Genomic DNA, 15,383 nt, shown 5'->3' with positions numbered 1-15,383 from the left:
ATTAGCCGGACTTGTTGGGGAACGGCCAGTCGGTCACGCTTCCAACCCACAACGCCGCCCAAATCACCAGCGGCTGCGCAAACATTCGCGGCACATGATAGCCAAGCCCAAGTCCGCCGTCCGGCTTTATCATATCGAGGATGAAATGGTTGATGTTGGCAGGAAAAACGCAAACGGCATAAAGCGCAAGGCCAATCGCGGCCGCACGGCGAAGTTTCGGTGAAAACCACTGCACAAGCCCGATAGCGCCAAGCACCTCTGCGACACCTGTCCAGAATACAACCGCATCGGGGTCAGGCACCCAAGCTGGCATGATGGTCAGGAACGGCGACGGTGCAACGATGTGAATGATGCCAGCGGCCAGATAGAAGATTGCTAGAGCGTAACGCAGGATAGTGCGCATCATGGGCAAGGTGAAGATGGCCGGATCGTTTGGCGCAGTTGAAGGCATATCATAAGCCGAGGCTTGCTGCGTCTGCGCACCCGAGTCAATCGCAGGCAAACAAGGCGGCGCGTTGATCCCGGTCAATATCCCAACCGATCATCACGTCAGCACCGCCCTGCTCAATATTATCCAGGCGTCATCACGGCCCCGGTTACCCAGATGATGGTGAGGGCGACAATGGCGAGCAGCAGGCTGATCCCCAAAACCCACCGAACCACATGATTGCTTCGGCCACCGCGGGCTTCTTCGGTGGTGATATGGGTTTCATTGCCTTGGCGTTCCATGGCGCATTTCCTTTTGTAGTTCCGGTGCTTACCGGTTCTACGCTTGGGCACGCGCCCTGTTCCGAGGCAGCCTGTAATAACCGCGCGGGAACGCCGGATCAGTCGCGCAGCAATTCGTTGATGCCGGTCTTGCTGCGGGTTTGCGCGTCGACCGTTTTGACGATTACAGCGCAGTACAACGATGGTCCTGGTGTGCCATCTGGCAAGGGCTTGCCCGGCAGCGCACCGGGAACCACAACCGCATAAGGCGGGACGCGGCCGATGTGGACTTCGCCGGTCTGGCGATCAACGATCTTGGTCGACGCGCCAAGGTAAACGCCCATTGAAAGCACCGCGCCCTCGCCAACGATGACACCTTCGGCCACTTCGGAACGTGCGCCGATAAATGCGCCGTCTTCAATGATGACCGGTCCAGCCTGCAGCGGTTCGAGAACGCCACCAATGCCAGCGCCACCCGAAATGTGCACGTTCTTGCCAATCTGCGCACACGAACCAACCGTCGCCCAGGTATCAACCATTGTGCCTTCATCAACGAAAGCGCCAATGTTGACGAAGCTTGGCATCAATACCACGCCCTTGGCGATATGTGCGCCTTTGCGGGCAACCGCGCCGGGGACCACGCGGAAGCCAGCTTCGCGGAAGCGCGCTTCATCCCAGCCTTCAAACTTTGATGGCACCTTATCAAAGGCAGGCGCACCGCCCGATCCAGCATCGATCACCACGTTGTCATTCAGGCGGAACGACAGCAGCACAGCCTTCTTGAGCCACTGGTTTACTTGCCACTGGCCATCGACTTTTTGCGCCACACGCGCCTGACCGCTTTCCAGCAGTTCAAAGACGGCTTCAACAGCTTCGCGCACACTGTCGCTGGCAGGCGTTACATTGGCGCGGTCTTCCCAAGCGGCTTCGATGGCGGCTTCAAGCTGAGCGGTCATTGTGTTTCTCCGTCGGGATTCTGCTGTTCGGCAAGATCAATGTTTAAAGCAATTTCGCGCGCCGCCTAGCCTAGCAAGGGATGATCGGCAAGACGTGCCAGCCATTGATCGATGTCATCAATGATCAGATCTATGGCGGCGTCGTCTTTGGCGCGGTCACCCCATTCGGTGGCAAGATCCAGCCACACCGTCTGCATCCCCAACGCTTTTGCAGGTGCAAGGTTACGCGCCATATCTTCAACGAACACGGCTGTTTCAGGCCGGATTGCAAAAGCTTCGATAAGGCCTGCATATGCCGAAGGCTCTGGCTTCGGGCGATAATTCATCGCGTGAATGTCCCACATGCCATCAAAGCTGTCCGACAAGCCAAGGCTTGCAAGAACGCGCGCAGCATAAGCATCATCGCCGTTGGTGAAGACAAGCTTGCGGCCCGGGAGAGCAGCCAATTTATCGGCAAGGCGTGGCGCGGCGACAAGCGGGGCCATGTCGATGTCGTGCACAAAGTTCAGGAAATCGTGAGGATCAATCGCATGATAATGCATCAGGCCTGACAGCGTCGTACCATGATCGTGGAAGTAAAGCTTCTGCACACGATGCGCTTCGACAGGATCGCAGCCAAGCAGGTTCTGGATGAACTGGCCCATCCGCACGTCGATCTGGTCAAACAGACGCGTCGAGGGCGGATATAGCGTGTTATCAAGATCGAAGATCCAGCAATCGACGTGCGTAGGATCAAAGGCCATGGGGTATCCTGTCAAACGAAGCAGCGAGTAGTTTCGTCAATGTTCCGAAGCTGCTCAAGGCTTCGGCGTGAGATGACGCAACTTCCCGCCATCACCATCTTCCAGCACATAAAGTGAGCCGTCGGGGGCCTGTTCAATCTCGCGGATACGGTTGCCAAGATCGATCCGTTCAATTTCGTGTATCTTGCTGCCTTGGATGCTCACGCGCACAATACCGCCTGACCCCAGGCCAGCGATAAGGCCTTGGCCCTGCCATTTGGGAAAGGACGCGCCCGTATAGAAAATCATGTTGCCCGGTGCGATAACCGGGTTCCAACTGATTGCGGGTTGGGCAAGATCAGGGCGCGTAACGTTACGAGGAATCGGTTTGCCATCGTAATGATCGCCGTCAGAAACCAACGGCCAGCCGTAATTCTTGGCAGGCTCAACCAGATTGATCTCGTCACCCCCGGCAGGTCCATGTTCAATATCCCACAAGCGCCCGTCGGGCGAAAAGGCAATGCCCAGCAGGTTGCGATGACCATATGACCAGATTTGTGCCGAAATGCCGCCTTTGTCCGCAAAGGGATTTCCGGGCGCCGGTGTTCCATCAGGCAGCAGGCGAAGCACTTTGCCGAGATTGACCGACAAATCTTGGGCAGGCGTAAATTTTTGCCGGTCACCAGAGGTCACATAAAGATATTTCCCATCGGGTGAAAACGCCAAGCGGTGGGAATAGTGGCCTCGACCCGTGACTTTGGGGAATTGCCGCCAGATAACCGAAAGTCCCTCAAGTGTGGGTTTTTCGCCGATGACAAGCTTTGCCCGCGCCACAACCGCGCCGCGCGTGTCGCCATCACCGGCTTCAACCCAACTGAGGTAAACCAAGCAGGACGTGGCGTAATCCGGGGCTGCAACGACATCGCCAAAACCACCTTGGCCTGCATATGCAACGGGCGGCACACCGTTTACGTCCACAGCCGACGCTGCACCTTCACGCCAAAGCTTCAGCTTGCCTTTCTTTTCCGTAATCAAGGCCATGGGCGTGCCCGGAAGGAAAGCCATCGCCCACGGTTCGTCAAATGTCGCAACGTCGGTAATGGCAAAGCCTGCTGCATCCGGATCGACCGTCACAGGGTCTTTTGCCGAAATAGAAGAGCCGCAGCTTGCGAGGAGCAGGGCGAGGGGCGATAGAGTTTTCAGGATCGGATTCGTCATGACGTCTACAATGCCCAGCGGCGCAACAAGTGCCAGTGTCTTTTCGTCCAATGCCTGCTCAGGCGTGATTATTGGCGTTGACGAAGCGGGGCGCGGACCACTGGCGGGGCCAGTTGTCGCTGCTGCAGTAATCTTGTGCAAACCGCGGCCTGCCGGCCTTGATGATTCCAAAAAACTGACAGCCGCCCGCCGCGCCACCCTTGAGGAAAAGATCAAACGCCGCTGCCGTTGGGCTGTGGGCGTGGTGGACCCCGCAGAGATTGACCGGCTGAATATCTTTGGCGCAACGATGTTGGCCATGACGCTTGCCGTATCGGCGCTGTGCGAACAGCTGTTGGCAAAGGAAGTTGTCGCGGAAGTGTTGATCGATGGCAACCTGACCCCGCAGGGCCGACGCCCGGAATGGTGCTGGCCCGCGCGACCGATTGTCGGTGGCGATGCGATAGAGCCGTGCATTTCAGCAGCCTCCATCATCGCCAAGGAGCATCGTGACCGGATCATGCGGCTGGCAGCGCTTGATCATCCCCACTACGGTTGGGAACGCAACGCAGGTTATGGCACGCCCGAGCACCTTGCAGCGCTGCGTCAGCATGGGGCAACGCCGCTTCATCGCCGCAGTTTCGCTCCGGTGGCGCAATTGCAGTTGCTGTGAAGAAAAAAATTTCGCGGTGAGTCCTGCAAAGCACACCACTATATGTTGAGTCCGAGTGGTCATGCAGGACTCTACATATCGATCCGGACTCGTTCCGTTCTCCCTTTGCATCACTTGCGACTCGTTGGAATCTGGCGAGTCGCCGCTTGACGTGCAGTCCCGAATGACTCACCTGTGCCCTTCAATTCGAGGGTTAAGGACACGTCATGGCAGTCGCACTTAAAGAACGCGCAAAAGCGCTTCGGGCAGCACCGGCAAAGGTGCTCAAGAGCGAGGTGACGCTTCCGCTTAACCGTATCTTGCGCGGCGATTGCATCGAGGAAATGCGCAAGCTGCCTGATGGATCGATCGACATGATCTTTGCCGATCCTCCCTATAACCTGCAATTGGGAGGCGATTTGGCGCGTCCTGATGGCAGTCATGTAGATGCAGTGACCAATGACTGGGATAAATTCTCCAGCTTTGCGGTCTATGACAAGTTTACCCGCGAATGGCTGACTGAAGCGCACCGGTTGCTGAAGGCCGATGGTTCGATCTGGGTGATCGGGAGCTACCACAACATTTTCCGCGTGGGCACGATCCTTCAGGATCTGGGCTTCTGGATTCTCAACGACATCATCTGGCGCAAAGCCAACCCCATGCCCAACTTCAAGGGCACGCGCTTTACCAACGCGCACGAAACGCTGATCTGGGCCGCGAAAAGCGAGAAGTCGAAGTACACCTTCAATTATCGCGCAATGAAGACGCTGAACGATGAACTGCAGATGCGTTCGGACTGGGTCCTGCCGATCTGTTCGGGGCCGGAACGCCTGCGCCGCAATGGCACCAAGGCGCACCCCACGCAAAAGCCCGAGGCTTTGCTTTATCGCGTCATGTTGGCCACGACCAACAAGGGCGATGTGGTGCTTGATCCGTTCTTTGGCACGGGCACGACCGGTGCTGTGGCCAAGCGGCTTGGTCGCGACTGGATCGGATGTGAGCGGGAAGCGGATTACATCGAAGTGGCGCAAGAGCGTATCGCCCTGGCCCTGCCGCTGGATGAAAGCGCTTTGGTGACGATGCAATCAAAGCGTTCTGCTCCTAAAGTCGCATTCGGCGCGCTGGTGGAAAGCGGATATTTGACGCCGGGGATGACACTCACGGCCAAGAAGGGCCAGATCAGCGCGATTGTACGCGCCGACGGGTCATTGCAATCCGATGCCGAAATAGGTTCAATCCACGGCCTTGGCGCAAAACTGCAGAACGCACCGTCATGCAATGGCTGGACATTCTGGCATGTCGAGCATGAAGGCGAGGTCAAGCCGATTGATGCGCTGCGCCAGTTATACCTGCTCGCTGTCGAGGATTGAGCGTGACCCATTGCGGCGGTAAAGGCGTCTGATGCCTACCGTTTACATCCGCCCCATCGCTCTGGTCGATAGCCCGCAAGCCGAAGACGGCGAGGCGATCCGGCTTGGCGGTGGGCTATCCTATGCAAGCCGTTTTGCGCTGATCGTGCGCGAAGGTGGCAGGGTTATTTCACGCCGCCGCCTTGGCGCTGGCGATGTGCCTGACGCGGTAGCTGCGCTGCCAGATGGTCTGGCGGCAGACGCCATTGACCAGTGGGACAACTTGCGCAAGGTACATGCCCCTTTGGCATGTGGTCCGCGCATGATCCGGCTCGATCAACCGCAGATCATGGGCATTCTCAACGTAACACCCGATAGTTTTTCCGACGGTGGCCAATTTCTGGATAAGCCGGATGCGGCGCTCGACCACGCCCACGCGATGCTATCGGCAGGGGCTGGTATCATTGATATTGGCGGAGAATCCACGCGTCCGGGCGCTGCTGCGGTGTGGGAAGGCGACGAGGTTAAGCGCGTCGTCCCGGTGATCGAGCGATTGGCGGCAAGTGGTGCGGCGATCTCCATCGATAGCCGGCGTTCAATGGTGATAGAAGCTGCGCTGGCAGCAGGTGCGCATATCGTCAACGATGTCTCCGCAATGCGCCACGATCTGCGAACAGCGGAAATCGTTGCCAACAGTGGTGCGCCAGTGGTGTTGATGCATGCCCCCGGCAGCGATGGCGATCTTCATGCAGATGGTGAATATAACGACGTTGTATTCGATGTGTTTGATGCTTTGCGTGATCGGCGCGACGCCGCTTTGGCTGCGGGAATCGCGCGGGATAAAATCTTGCTTGATCCCGGCATCGGCTTTGGCAAATCGCTGGCCGAGAACCTTGCGCTGATCAACGCTTTGCCGCTGTTTCACGCGCTTGGTCAGCCGATCCTGTTCGGCGCGAGCCGCAAACGTTTAATCGGCGCACTGTCAAACGAAGTGCCGTCGCACCAGCGTATGCCGGGGTCGGTCATGCTGGCAATCAAAGCATGGCAGGCAGGGTGCCAGATCGTGCGGGTGCATGATGCGCCTGAAACGGTGCAGGCCCTGCACGTCTGGCGCGGATTAAGCGATGCGGCGCTAACCGATTTCAGCCAGTTGCCTTAAAGCGAAACGCCGCCATCGCTGACAAGGCATGTGCCGGTAATCGTTGCGGCGGCATCGGATAACAAGAACCCGATTTGCGCTGCCACTTCATCCGCGCGGGCGAACCGGCCAATTGGCGTTGCATCTTTGGCCATCGCTGCCAGAGCCTCGTCCCTGCCGCCATGTTGTTGAACCAGCGGCGCAAACCATTCCGCTCGGTCCCAAATACCGGTGTCCACGCCGCCCGGCGCAATGGCATTTACCCGCACGCCGTACTGTGCCGCTTCAGCCGCCGCTACTTTGGCCAATTGGATCGTTGCCGCTTTGGATGCTGAATATGCGGATGTTCCTACAGCAGCCTTGAGCCCGGACACCGATGCCGTGATCACCACCGAACCGCTGTTTTGCCGTTTCATCACGCGCAATGCGGTGCGCAGTGACAGAAAAGTGCCATCAAGATTGACGGACATCGTTTTGCGCCAACTGGCAATATCCAGGTCGACAATATCACCATTGCTGGCGATTCCTGCATTCAGAACCGCGTAATCAAGCCTTGGCAGGTCTCGTTCCAGCAGTTTCCAAAGCGAAGGTTCCGAAATGTCACCGCCAAGCGCGTTGATTTTGCAGGTGAGGCCCAAGCCGTTCAGCCCGTTGCGATCCATGTCGATCAGGATCAATTCGCCGATGCCACGTGCATCAAGCCAGCGCGCGCACGCTGCGCCAATGCCCGAACCGGCTCCTGTGACTAACGCAATTTTGCCGCTGAATTCCGATTCACTTGTCATCAGTGAAAGTTAGCGCGGGTCATGCGACGTTGTCGATTCCCAGTTCCGAAAGCTTGCGGTAAAGTGTTGACCGGCCAATTCCGAGGCGGCGCGCAACTTCGGTCATACGCCCGCGATAATGGCCAATTGCCAATCGGATAACGTCTGCTTCAATCTCTTCCAGTGGTCGCAAGTTGCCATCTGCCGAAAACAGTGTGACGCCCGCGCCATCTGTAACACTTGGCGCGCGGCGGTTGCCTTCGCCGATCAGGTTGGACAAGTTCGGGAAGTCCTGCGCGGTCAGTGCCTCGCCTTCACAGAACACGGCAGCGCGGAACAAGGTTGCTTGCAATTGCCGCACGTTACCGGGCCAATCGTACGCGGCCAGCAGGGCAAGCGCTCCATCTGTGATGCCAAGCGCGCGCAAACCCGGTTGTTCGCCGATCCGCGTCAGAAAATGCCTTGCCAACGCCGGAATGTCACCCGCACGTTGGCGCAAGGCCGGCAGGATGACCTGTGTCTGGGCGAGTAGCGCGTGAAGGTCTGCACGAAAATCGCCCATGTCCACAAGATCGCGCAAGCCGGCATTGGCGCAAGCAATGATTCGCACATCGACCCGAAAAGAGTGGCGCGCTCCGATGGGCTGGACATCGCCCTTTTCCAGAAAACGGACGAGCCGGTCCTGCATGGGTTCAGGCATCCGGTCGATCTCATCGATCACCAAAGTGCCACCATCTGCGTGTTGAAGCGCACCAATGTGCCGCTCAAAAGCGCCGGGGAAAGCACCCTTTTCGTGGCCAAACAGCACCGATTCGATCTGGTTTGACGAAATGCTTCCGATGTTGATCGTGCGCAGCGCCGTCTTGGAGCGGGGGCTGGCAGCGTGCATGGCGCGCACCAACATCTCCTTACCTGTCCCGCTTTCACCTTCAATCAGCACCGTTCCGTGCGTCCGCGCAGCCTTTGCAGAGACAGCAAGAGCAGCCCTAAAAGCAGGCGTTGCCCCGATCATCGAATCGAAATCGAGCGTCGCCCCAATCTTTTCAGTCAGAGGCTGCAATTCACAAGCATCGCTTTCGCGTGTGGTCGCGCTCCGCAGGGCTTGGAGCAGGCGTTCAGGCGCCACGGGCTTGATCAGATAGTCTGTCGCCCCGGCACGCATCGCTTCTACGGCCAATAACGGCGAAGCGCTGGTTGTAAGCATCAAGATTGGCAGGGCAGGGCGGCGCGCCTTTAGTTCGGCAATCAAAGAGCACGCATCATCGCCTGGAACCCATTGATCCAAAATGATAGCACCAAGCTGCATGCCCTGACGCGTGCCGAGCGTGGCAATGGCGCTTTCCGAATCGCGTGCAATGATCGTGCGCCATCCTTCACGCGAAGCCAACGCTGTAATCAGGCGGCATTGCGCGGGTTCATCATCGATGAGCAAGAGAAGGCGTTGTTCAGGCTCCTGCATGATTTGCTCTACTCACTCCCCCCACATTTGCGACAGGAGCCAACCGATAGACGCATAGAGTAAAGAGGCGATTAAGCTTGAAGAGGCGGTTACGGTCTTGAGCCGAAAGCGTGTGAACGCTAGAGCAACGCCGACGCGTCAAGATGGCGCAGCAATATTGGGGATGAAAATGGCTTCTGCAAATGACATGAAGGCTGCAAAGGCGACTTACGAAGGCTTTGTGAACCTTGTGAAGTGGTCCACGCCCGCTATTTGCGTGCTGGTTCTGCTCATCATCCTAGTGATCCAATAACAGCGTGGCAGGGGCAATGAAGATCGCCGTCCTGCGGGAACGCGCGGCAGGGGAGAGCCGGGTTTCGGCAACGCCGGAAACTGTAAAGAAATTCATTGCCCTCGGCGCATCGGTCGTCGTGGAAAGTGGTGCAGGAACAGGCGCTTCGATTGGAGACGATGATTATCGTACCGTCGGGGCCGAAGTCGTAGCTGCCGATGCTGCTAAAGATGCTGACATTGTGCTGGGCATACAAGGCCCTGACGTCGGGTTGTTGACAACGGCCAAGCCGGGCGCGCTGGTTGTTGCCGGCCTTGATCCGTTCGGACAGCGTGACCGCGTTGATGCTTATGCAGCAGCTGGGCTTGAAGCACTTGCGATGGAATTCATGCCACGCATTACGCGTGCCCAGTCAATGGATATCCTATCATCGCAATCCAATCTTGCCGGATATAAAGCGGTAATTACTGCAGCCAATATCTATGGTCGCGCATTTCCTATGATGATGACTGCTGCCGGTACGGTTTCGGCGGCCAAGGCATTTATCATGGGCGTTGGTGTCGCAGGACTTCAGGCGATTGCGACAGCCCGCCGTATGGGGGCGCAAGTTTCGGCAACAGACGTTCGCTCCGCCACGAAAGAACAGATCCAATCGCTCGGTGCCAGGCCCATCTTTGTTGAGAGTGTTGCTGGCATCGAAGGCGAAGGTGCTGGCGGTTACGCAACAGAAATGTCCGAAGAATATCAGAAGGCACAAGCCGAACTGGTTTCCGCGCATATTGCCAAACAAGACATTGTGATTACCACGGCGTTGATCCCGGGTCGCGCCGCACCGCGTCTTGTGTCCGATGCCCAGATCGCCACGATGAAACCGGGTTCGGTGATCTTCGATCTGGCGGTGTCACAGGGCGGTAACGTCGAAGGCTCGGTCGCAGACCAAGTTGTTGAAAAGCATGGCGTCAAGATCGTCGGCTATTCGAACACCGCCACGCATCTTGCAGCAGACGCATCGGCACTTTTCAGCCGCAATCTTTATAATTTCCTCTCAGCCTTCTGGGACAAGGAACAGGGCAAGCCTGTTCTTGACGAGGAAATTGGCAAGGCCATCCGCCTGACGCAGGGCGGCAAAGTGGTGAACGAACGACTGCTCGGCTGAGGGGGCCTGACATGGACTTTATCTCGATCCTGAGCATTTTTGTGCTCGCCTGCTTTGTCGGGTACTACGTCGTCTGGTCGGTGACCCCGGCGCTTCATACGCCGCTCATGGCCGTTACTAACGCGATTTCTTCGGTGATCGTGGTGGGTGCGCTGGTCGCTTCGGCTGCCGCTGGTAGCCCTTCAGCCAAGTGGCTGGGCCTGCTTGCGGTGGTGCTGGCATCGGTCAATATCTTCGGCGGTTTTGCCGTTACGGCACGCATGCTGGCAATGTACAAGAAGAAGGAGAAGAAGTGATGGAACACGTCGCTGTTTCTCCATGGGTAGCTTTTGCCTACCTCGTATCGGGTGTCCTGTTCATTCTGGCACTTCGCGGGCTTTCCAGCCCAGCCACCAGCCGCGCGGGCAACCGCTATGGCATGATCGGCATGACCATCGCGGTCGTGACGACGTTGGTTACGCACATGCCGATGAAAGCCGGTGATGCTTTCAACAGCTATGTCGGGCCTGACTTCTTCTCATTCGGCGAAATTCTTGCAGCCATTGCTGTGGGTGCGGTCATCGGACTTACTACCGCACGGCGGATCAAGATGACGGACATGCCGCAACTGGTTGCGGCTTTTCACTCGCTGGTCGGCCTCGCGGCAGTCCTGGTCGGCCTTGCGGCTTACCTGAACCCTCAAGCCTTCGACATCCTCCTGCCCAACGGTGAAATCAACCCGGTAAGCCGTATTGAACTCGGCCTTGGTATTGCCATTGGTGCGATCACTTTTTCCGGTTCGATCATCGCGTTTCTCAAACTTGCCGGTAAGATGAGCGGCTCGCCGATCATGCTGCCGGGGCGTCATGCGCTTAACCTTGGCACCTTGCTTGCGATCATCGCCTTGACGGCCTGGTTCACACAAGACCAATCGGTTTGGGTCATCGCAACGCTTACCGTGCTTGCGTTCATCATCGGCTTCTTGCTGATCATTCCTATCGGCGGCGCGGATATGCCGGTGGTTGTGTCGATGCTCAATTCCTACTCGGGTTGGGCCGCAGCGGCGATGGGCTTTACGCTTCAGAACACCGCAATGATCGTGACGGGCGCGCTCGTCGGATCATCAGGCGCTATCCTGTCTTACATCATGTGCAAGGCCATGAACCGCAGCTTCATCTCGGTGATCGCGGGCGGCTTTGGCGCAGCCCCAGAGGCAGGTGGCGGCGCCGCCCGCGAACAGCGCCCGTGGAAGCGCGGCTCGGCAGAAGATGCGGCTTACATGATGAAGGAAGCTGAAAGCGTCATCATCATACCAGGCTATGGCATGGCGGTGTCGCAGGCGCAGCACGCTTTGCGTGAAATGGGTGACCAGTTGAAGGCTCATGGCGTCAACGTGAAGTACGCTATCCACCCGGTTGCAGGCCGTATGCCCGGGCACATGAACGTGCTCTTGGCTGAAGCCAACGTGCCTTACGATGAAGTTTTCGAACTGGAAGACATCAATAGCGAGTTTGCGCAAGCTGACGTTGCCTTCATCATCGGCGCGAACGACGTGGTCAATCCGGCGGCAAAAACCGACAAGTCCTCACCGATCTATGGCATGCCTGTATTCGACGTGGACAAAGCCAAGACGATTTTCTTCGTGAAGCGCTCGATGGGCGGGGTCGGCTATGCCGGTGTCGACAACGACGTGTTCTACATGGACCAGACGATGATGTTGCTGGCTGACGCAAAGAAGATGGTTGAAGATATCGTGAAGTCTCTGGGACATTGATAGGCATGGGCAGGGGTTACTCGGCATTCGACAACGGCCTAACTATGGCTGGTCGTTGGGTGCCACAGTAACCCTTACCGTTGCTGTTATGACAATGTCTGCGTGTGCCCCTGCCAAGCTGGCAGAGGGACGCGTGAGATCAGCCTTGGTTGATGCCGGTCTATCTAATGCCAACGCCGCCTGCATGGCAGACCGGATGACAGACAGATTGTCTATCGGGCAACTTCAGAAGCTGCAGGCTTTGCAAGGGCCCAAGCGCGGTCTTTCCGATTACGTCGCGACAGTACGCCGCATCGGTGATGCGGAACTGCTTGGCGTCACAACCACTGCTGCCGCGCTCTGCGCCATGGGCTTTGCGCCGGAAAAGCGGTAGGCCCTAGACCTGTCCGGCCACCTTTCGTAAGGCCGTTGCCGGACAGCCTTGGGAGTATCGGACTTTGCGCAAGATCGGCCTTATCGGCGGCATGAGCTGGGTTTCGACCCGCACGTATTACGAAGATATCAACCAACTGGTTCAGGCGCGCACAAGCCACGATGTCAGCGCGCCATTGCTGATTGAAAGCCTCAACTTCGCTGACCTTGTGCGCCTTTCGACGCCTGAGCAGTGGGCGAATGCCGCAGAAATCCTGTCAGATAGCGCCCGTAGGCTTGAACAGGCCGGTGCCACGGCGGTGTTGATCGGCGCCAATTCCATGCACAAAGCCTATGACAAAGTGGCAGCGGCCATCTCTGTTCCGGTGATTCATATCGCCGAAGTCGTGGGCAGCAAAATGAAAGCTGACGGCATCACCAGTGCGACTTTATTGGGCACGCGGAACGTTGTGATGGAAAGCTTTTATCGCAAACGCTTGGTGGCCCATGGCATCACCTTGTTGCCGCCCGTCATGGAAGAGGTCGATGAAGTTGACCGGATCATTTACGAGGAACTGATGCAGGGCAAGGTCACGCGCGCTGCCGAACGTACGCTCAAAACGATGCTCACCACGATGGGCAATCAGGGCGCACAAGCAGCTGTGCTGGGCTGCACCGAACTTGATATGATTGTCGATGTCGACGCCAATGTCCTGCCAATCTATGATTGCACACGGATCCATGCCGAAGCCGCTGTCGAATGGATACTCGGCTGATCCGATGACAAGTTCAGGCCGCGCGCTTTACGCCAGCGATCCGGCGCGATCGCGTGGACGCGAATTTCTTACCGATGGCGGCTCTGCCCGAGGGCCGCGCAGCGACTTTCAGCGCGACCGTGACCGGATTATCCATTCCATCGCTTTTCGCCGTCTGCGCCACAAGACCCAGGTGTTCATCGCGCCTGATGGTGATCACTATCGCGTCCGACTCACGCACAGCCTTGAAGTGGCGCAAATTGGCCGGGTGATTGCAAGAGCGTTGGGGTTGGACGAGGACCTGACCGAAGCACTGTGCCTTGCGCATGACATCGGTCATCCACCGTTCGGCCACGCTGGCGAGGATGCGCTGGAGGCGGCGATGGAGAGTGCGGGCGGGTTTGACCACAATGCCAACACCTTGCGCGTGCTGATGCGGCTCGAAAGCCCCTATTGTGGGCACGAAGGCCTCAATCTTTCGTGGGAGATGCTTGAGGGCCTTGCCAAGCACAATGGCCCGATCCTGCAGCCATCGTGGGCGTTAAGAGAACTTGATGCAGCCTATCCCTTGGGCCTTCCAACTTTCGCATCGTTGGAGGCGCAGGTTGCTGCGATTTCAGATGATATCGCTTATGATAACCACGACATCGATGATGGCTTGCGTGCGGGGTTCTTAAACCTTGACGACTTGATGGAGTTGCCGGCGGTTGCCGAACAATGGCGCCTGATCGAGCAGCGTTACCCTGGGGCACCGCAAGACCGTATGTTGCGTGAATTGGTGCGCGGGCAGATCGGGCGGATGGTCAACGACGTCATCGCTGAAACGCGGGCGCGCTTAACTGACACGGGCGTCATGAGCGTCGAGGATGTGCGGGCAGCAGACCGCCCGCTGGCTACATTTTCGGCGGCGATGGGCGAGGAAGAACGCGCGCTAAAGCAGTTCATGTACGACCGGTTGTATTTGCACGATGAACAGCGCGCCACGGCAGATCGGGCGCGAGATGTAATTGCGGCCTTGTTTGGTGCATATGCCAATGATCCTGCGCTGTTGCCCGTTAGCTGGCGGATTACCCTGCCGCACACAGAGCCTGCACGGACACGGCACATCGCGGATTTCATCTCTGGCATGACTGATCGTTATGCGATTGATAGCTACGCACGGTTGTTTGGTGAGACGCCAGAAGGCCTGCGCAATGTCTGATCAAACCCGCGTTGTCCTCGTAGGCTCCACCGGTTTGATCGGGCGGGCGGTGATAGAGGATGCTGTCGGGCGGCCCAACATACATTTGGTTGCTGTCGCGCGGCGGGAAGTGCCGTTGCCCAAAGGCGCGCGCATGGAATTGCTGCTTTCCGAAACAGAGCATTGGCCCGATGCGATTGCCGCCGGGCGGCCGCACACCGTAGTGATTGCGCTTGGCACTACGATCAAAACTGTCGGAGGTGACAAGGCTGCATTCCGCGCTGTGGATCATGATCTGGTGCTGCAATGCGCTGCTGCGGCAAAAGCCGCCGGCGCGCGGCAATTGATCGTCGTGTCATCGGTTGGCGCACAGTTTGCCTCGAAGAACTTCTATCTGTCGGTCAAAGGCGAGGTGGAGGACAAATTGGCCAAGCTGCATTTCGAACGGCTTGATATCATCCGTCCGGGGCTTTTGCGCGGACATCGTGAAGGCCCGCCGCGTCGGGCAGAACGCTGGGGCATGCTCTTCAGTCCGCTAGTGGATTTGCTGTTGGTCGGGCCAATGCGCAAATATCGTTCGGTAAAAGCCGCAGATTTGGCCCAAGTTATTTTGACTTTGGCAGGCAACAAGCAGCGTGGGCGTCTCGTTTTGGAGCACGATGATTTCCGGCGCATCCTGCGCCGGGGATAAGGGTGCTAGGGCGTGGTTGACTTCACGTTGCACTGCAGCGAAGTAGAGATGTCGCTGATCGCGCGGGAGAGTTCTCTCGATTCGTTCAGAATCGTGAGACGCCGAAGGAGCAACCGCCCCGGAATCTCTCAGGCAAATGGACCGCGTGGGTCGATAGCGACGCTCTGGAAAGTGCTACCCTTCAACAGAAGGGGGCCGCCGAAGGGGTAACCCCATGAAACCCTTCTGGAGAGGGGGGCGGGGGAAAGCTCTCAGGTTTCCGTGACAGAGGGGGCGCCGAT

General features: G+C 57.8%; 18 protein-coding genes and 2 riboswitches. Of the genes, 11 read left to right on the top strand and 7 right to left on the bottom strand.

What is annotated here, in order from left to right; genetic code table 11:
* Position 1: 1 nt before the first annotated feature.
* From B7Y89_RS04755 to B7Y89_RS04735, 5 genes are all read right to left on the bottom strand, one after another.
* Complete coding sequence (locus B7Y89_RS04755; protein ID WP_292936518.1) at positions 2–406, bottom strand: DoxX family protein; 405 nt, start codon at positions 404–406, stop codon at positions 2–4.
* 164 nt (positions 407–570) lie between these two features.
* Positions 571–729 (bottom strand): hypothetical protein, encoded by a 159-nt coding sequence (locus B7Y89_RS04750; RefSeq protein ID WP_292936227.1) that lies wholly within the window; start codon positions 727–729, stop codon positions 571–573.
* A gap of 98 nt (positions 730–827) precedes the next feature.
* The gene (dapD, locus tag B7Y89_RS04745; protein ID WP_292936225.1) at positions 828–1,664 is read right to left on the bottom strand and encodes a 2,3,4,5-tetrahydropyridine-2,6-dicarboxylate N-succinyltransferase; all 837 of its coding nucleotides are present in this window, start codon (positions 1,662–1,664) and stop codon (positions 828–830) included.
* 65 nt (positions 1,665–1,729) lie between these two features.
* On the bottom strand, positions 1,730–2,407 hold the full coding sequence (locus tag B7Y89_RS04740) for a pyrimidine 5'-nucleotidase (protein ID WP_292936223.1): 678 nt from the start codon (positions 2,405–2,407) through the stop codon (positions 1,730–1,732).
* 54 nt (positions 2,408–2,461) lie between these two features.
* Positions 2,462–3,604, bottom strand: coding sequence for a PQQ-dependent sugar dehydrogenase (locus tag B7Y89_RS04735; RefSeq protein WP_292936221.1), 1,143 nt, complete (start codon positions 3,602–3,604; stop codon positions 2,462–2,464).
* Positions 3,605–3,614: 10 nt separating this feature from the next.
* Between B7Y89_RS04735 and B7Y89_RS04730 the strand changes: the two genes are divergently transcribed.
* From B7Y89_RS04730 to folP, 3 genes are all read left to right on the top strand, one after another.
* A complete protein-coding gene (locus B7Y89_RS04730; protein ID WP_292936517.1) occupies positions 3,615–4,256 on the top strand; it encodes a ribonuclease HII in 642 nt (213 codons plus the stop codon).
* A 206-nt stretch (positions 4,257–4,462) separates the two neighbouring features.
* Positions 4,463–5,605, top strand: a complete 1,143-nt coding sequence (locus B7Y89_RS04725) for a site-specific DNA-methyltransferase (RefSeq protein ID WP_292936219.1) — start codon at positions 4,463–4,465, stop codon at positions 5,603–5,605.
* A 28-nt stretch (positions 5,606–5,633) separates the two neighbouring features.
* Positions 5,634–6,743, top strand: coding sequence for a dihydropteroate synthase (folP, locus tag B7Y89_RS04720; RefSeq protein ID WP_292936515.1), 1,110 nt, complete (start codon positions 5,634–5,636; stop codon positions 6,741–6,743).
* On the opposite strand, the gene B7Y89_RS04715 is transcribed toward folP, so the two are convergent.
* Positions 6,740–7,507, bottom strand: a complete 768-nt coding sequence (locus B7Y89_RS04715) for an SDR family oxidoreductase (RefSeq protein WP_292936217.1) — start codon at positions 7,505–7,507, stop codon at positions 6,740–6,742. The two genes, folP and B7Y89_RS04715, sit on opposite strands and share 4 nt — an antisense overlap.
* Before the next feature lie 19 nt (positions 7,508–7,526).
* Positions 7,527–8,945, bottom strand: a complete 1,419-nt coding sequence (locus tag B7Y89_RS04710; RefSeq protein WP_292936215.1) for a sigma-54 dependent transcriptional regulator — start codon at positions 8,943–8,945, stop codon at positions 7,527–7,529.
* Positions 8,946–9,114: 169 nt separating this feature from the next.
* On the opposite strand from B7Y89_RS04710, the gene B7Y89_RS04705 reads away from it, so the two are divergent.
* The 8 genes from B7Y89_RS04705 to B7Y89_RS04670 all read left to right on the top strand — a co-directional run bounded on the left by B7Y89_RS04705 (position 9,115) and on the right by B7Y89_RS04670 (position 15,102).
* Positions 9,115–9,237 carry an aa3-type cytochrome c oxidase subunit IV gene (locus B7Y89_RS04705; RefSeq protein ID WP_292936213.1) on the top strand — a complete coding sequence of 41 codons (123 nt, stop codon included), beginning with the start codon at positions 9,115–9,117 and terminating at the stop codon, positions 9,235–9,237.
* Between the two features lie 16 nt (positions 9,238–9,253).
* Positions 9,254–10,372 (top strand): NAD(P) transhydrogenase subunit alpha, encoded by a 1,119-nt coding sequence (locus B7Y89_RS04700; RefSeq protein WP_292936211.1) that lies wholly within the window; start codon positions 9,254–9,256, stop codon positions 10,370–10,372.
* Positions 10,373–10,383: 11 nt separating this feature from the next.
* Positions 10,384–10,668, top strand: coding sequence for a proton-translocating transhydrogenase family protein (locus B7Y89_RS04695; RefSeq protein ID WP_292936209.1), 285 nt, complete (start codon positions 10,384–10,386; stop codon positions 10,666–10,668).
* Positions 10,668–12,125, top strand: a complete 1,458-nt coding sequence (locus B7Y89_RS04690) for an NAD(P)(+) transhydrogenase (Re/Si-specific) subunit beta (protein WP_292936207.1) — start codon at positions 10,668–10,670, stop codon at positions 12,123–12,125. The genes B7Y89_RS04695 and B7Y89_RS04690 overlap by 1 nt, the downstream gene beginning before the upstream one ends.
* 94 nt (positions 12,126–12,219) lie before the next feature.
* Entirely contained in the window at positions 12,220–12,498 is a 279-nt protein-coding gene (locus B7Y89_RS04685; RefSeq protein WP_292936205.1) for a hypothetical protein, read from the top strand.
* A 64-nt stretch (positions 12,499–12,562) separates the two neighbouring features.
* The gene (locus B7Y89_RS04680; protein ID WP_292936203.1) at positions 12,563–13,252 is read left to right on the top strand and encodes an amino acid racemase; all 690 of its coding nucleotides are present in this window, start codon (positions 12,563–12,565) and stop codon (positions 13,250–13,252) included.
* 4 nt (positions 13,253–13,256) lie between these two features.
* The gene (locus tag B7Y89_RS04675) at positions 13,257–14,432 is read left to right on the top strand and encodes a deoxyguanosinetriphosphate triphosphohydrolase (protein WP_292936514.1); all 1,176 of its coding nucleotides are present in this window, start codon (positions 13,257–13,259) and stop codon (positions 14,430–14,432) included.
* Positions 14,425–15,102, top strand: a complete 678-nt coding sequence (locus B7Y89_RS04670; RefSeq protein WP_292936201.1) for an NAD(P)H-binding protein — start codon at positions 14,425–14,427, stop codon at positions 15,100–15,102. Before B7Y89_RS04675 ends, B7Y89_RS04670 begins: the two co-directional genes overlap by 8 nt.
* Before the next feature lie 53 nt (positions 15,103–15,155).
* Positions 15,156–15,256: riboswitch (glycine riboswitch) on the top strand.
* A riboswitch (glycine riboswitch) is annotated at positions 15,257–15,380 on the top strand. It abuts the riboswitch before it with no gap.
* Positions 15,381–15,383 lie beyond the last annotated feature (3 nt).

The sequence above is a fragment of the Novosphingobium sp. 32-60-15 genome (assembly GCF_002280675.1).
Lineage (GTDB): Bacteria > Pseudomonadota > Alphaproteobacteria > Sphingomonadales > Sphingomonadaceae > Novosphingobium.
This window is presented reverse-complemented; position numbering and strand designations above follow the sequence as displayed.

Bases quoted from the DNA above. Each gene is read 5' to 3' on its own strand.
- B7Y89_RS04710 (WP_292936215.1), bottom strand. From the start codon at position 8,945: ATGCAGGAGCCTGAACAACGCCTTCTCTTGCTCATCGATGATGAACCC.
- B7Y89_RS04740 (WP_292936223.1), bottom strand. From the start codon at position 2,407: ATGGCCTTTGATCCTACGCACGTCGATTGCTGGATCTTCGATCTTGAT.
- B7Y89_RS04750 (WP_292936227.1), bottom strand. From the start codon at position 729: ATGGAACGCCAAGGCAATGAAACCCATATCACCACCGAAGAAGCCCGC.
- B7Y89_RS04730 (WP_292936517.1), top strand. From the start codon at position 3,615: ATGCCCAGCGGCGCAACAAGTGCCAGTGTCTTTTCGTCCAATGCCTGC.
- B7Y89_RS04735 (WP_292936221.1), bottom strand. From the start codon at position 3,604: ATGACGAATCCGATCCTGAAAACTCTATCGCCCCTCGCCCTGCTCCTC.
- B7Y89_RS04700 (WP_292936211.1), top strand. From the start codon at position 9,254: ATGAAGATCGCCGTCCTGCGGGAACGCGCGGCAGGGGAGAGCCGGGTT.
- B7Y89_RS04725 (WP_292936219.1), top strand. From the start codon at position 4,463: ATGGCAGTCGCACTTAAAGAACGCGCAAAAGCGCTTCGGGCAGCACCG.
- B7Y89_RS04675 (WP_292936514.1), top strand. From the start codon at position 13,257: ATGACAAGTTCAGGCCGCGCGCTTTACGCCAGCGATCCGGCGCGATCG.
- B7Y89_RS04690 (WP_292936207.1), top strand. From the start codon at position 10,668: ATGGAACACGTCGCTGTTTCTCCATGGGTAGCTTTTGCCTACCTCGTA.
- B7Y89_RS04670 (WP_292936201.1), top strand. From the start codon at position 14,425: ATGTCTGATCAAACCCGCGTTGTCCTCGTAGGCTCCACCGGTTTGATC.
- B7Y89_RS04715 (WP_292936217.1), bottom strand. From the start codon at position 7,507: ATGACAAGTGAATCGGAATTCAGCGGCAAAATTGCGTTAGTCACAGGA.
- B7Y89_RS04755 (WP_292936518.1), bottom strand. From the start codon at position 406: ATGATGCGCACTATCCTGCGTTACGCTCTAGCAATCTTCTATCTGGCC.
- B7Y89_RS04705 (WP_292936213.1), top strand. From the start codon at position 9,115: ATGGCTTCTGCAAATGACATGAAGGCTGCAAAGGCGACTTACGAAGGC.
- dapD (WP_292936225.1), bottom strand. From the start codon at position 1,664: ATGACCGCTCAGCTTGAAGCCGCCATCGAAGCCGCTTGGGAAGACCGC.
- B7Y89_RS04695 (WP_292936209.1), top strand. From the start codon at position 10,384: ATGGACTTTATCTCGATCCTGAGCATTTTTGTGCTCGCCTGCTTTGTC.
- B7Y89_RS04685 (WP_292936205.1), top strand. From the start codon at position 12,220: ATGTCTGCGTGTGCCCCTGCCAAGCTGGCAGAGGGACGCGTGAGATCA.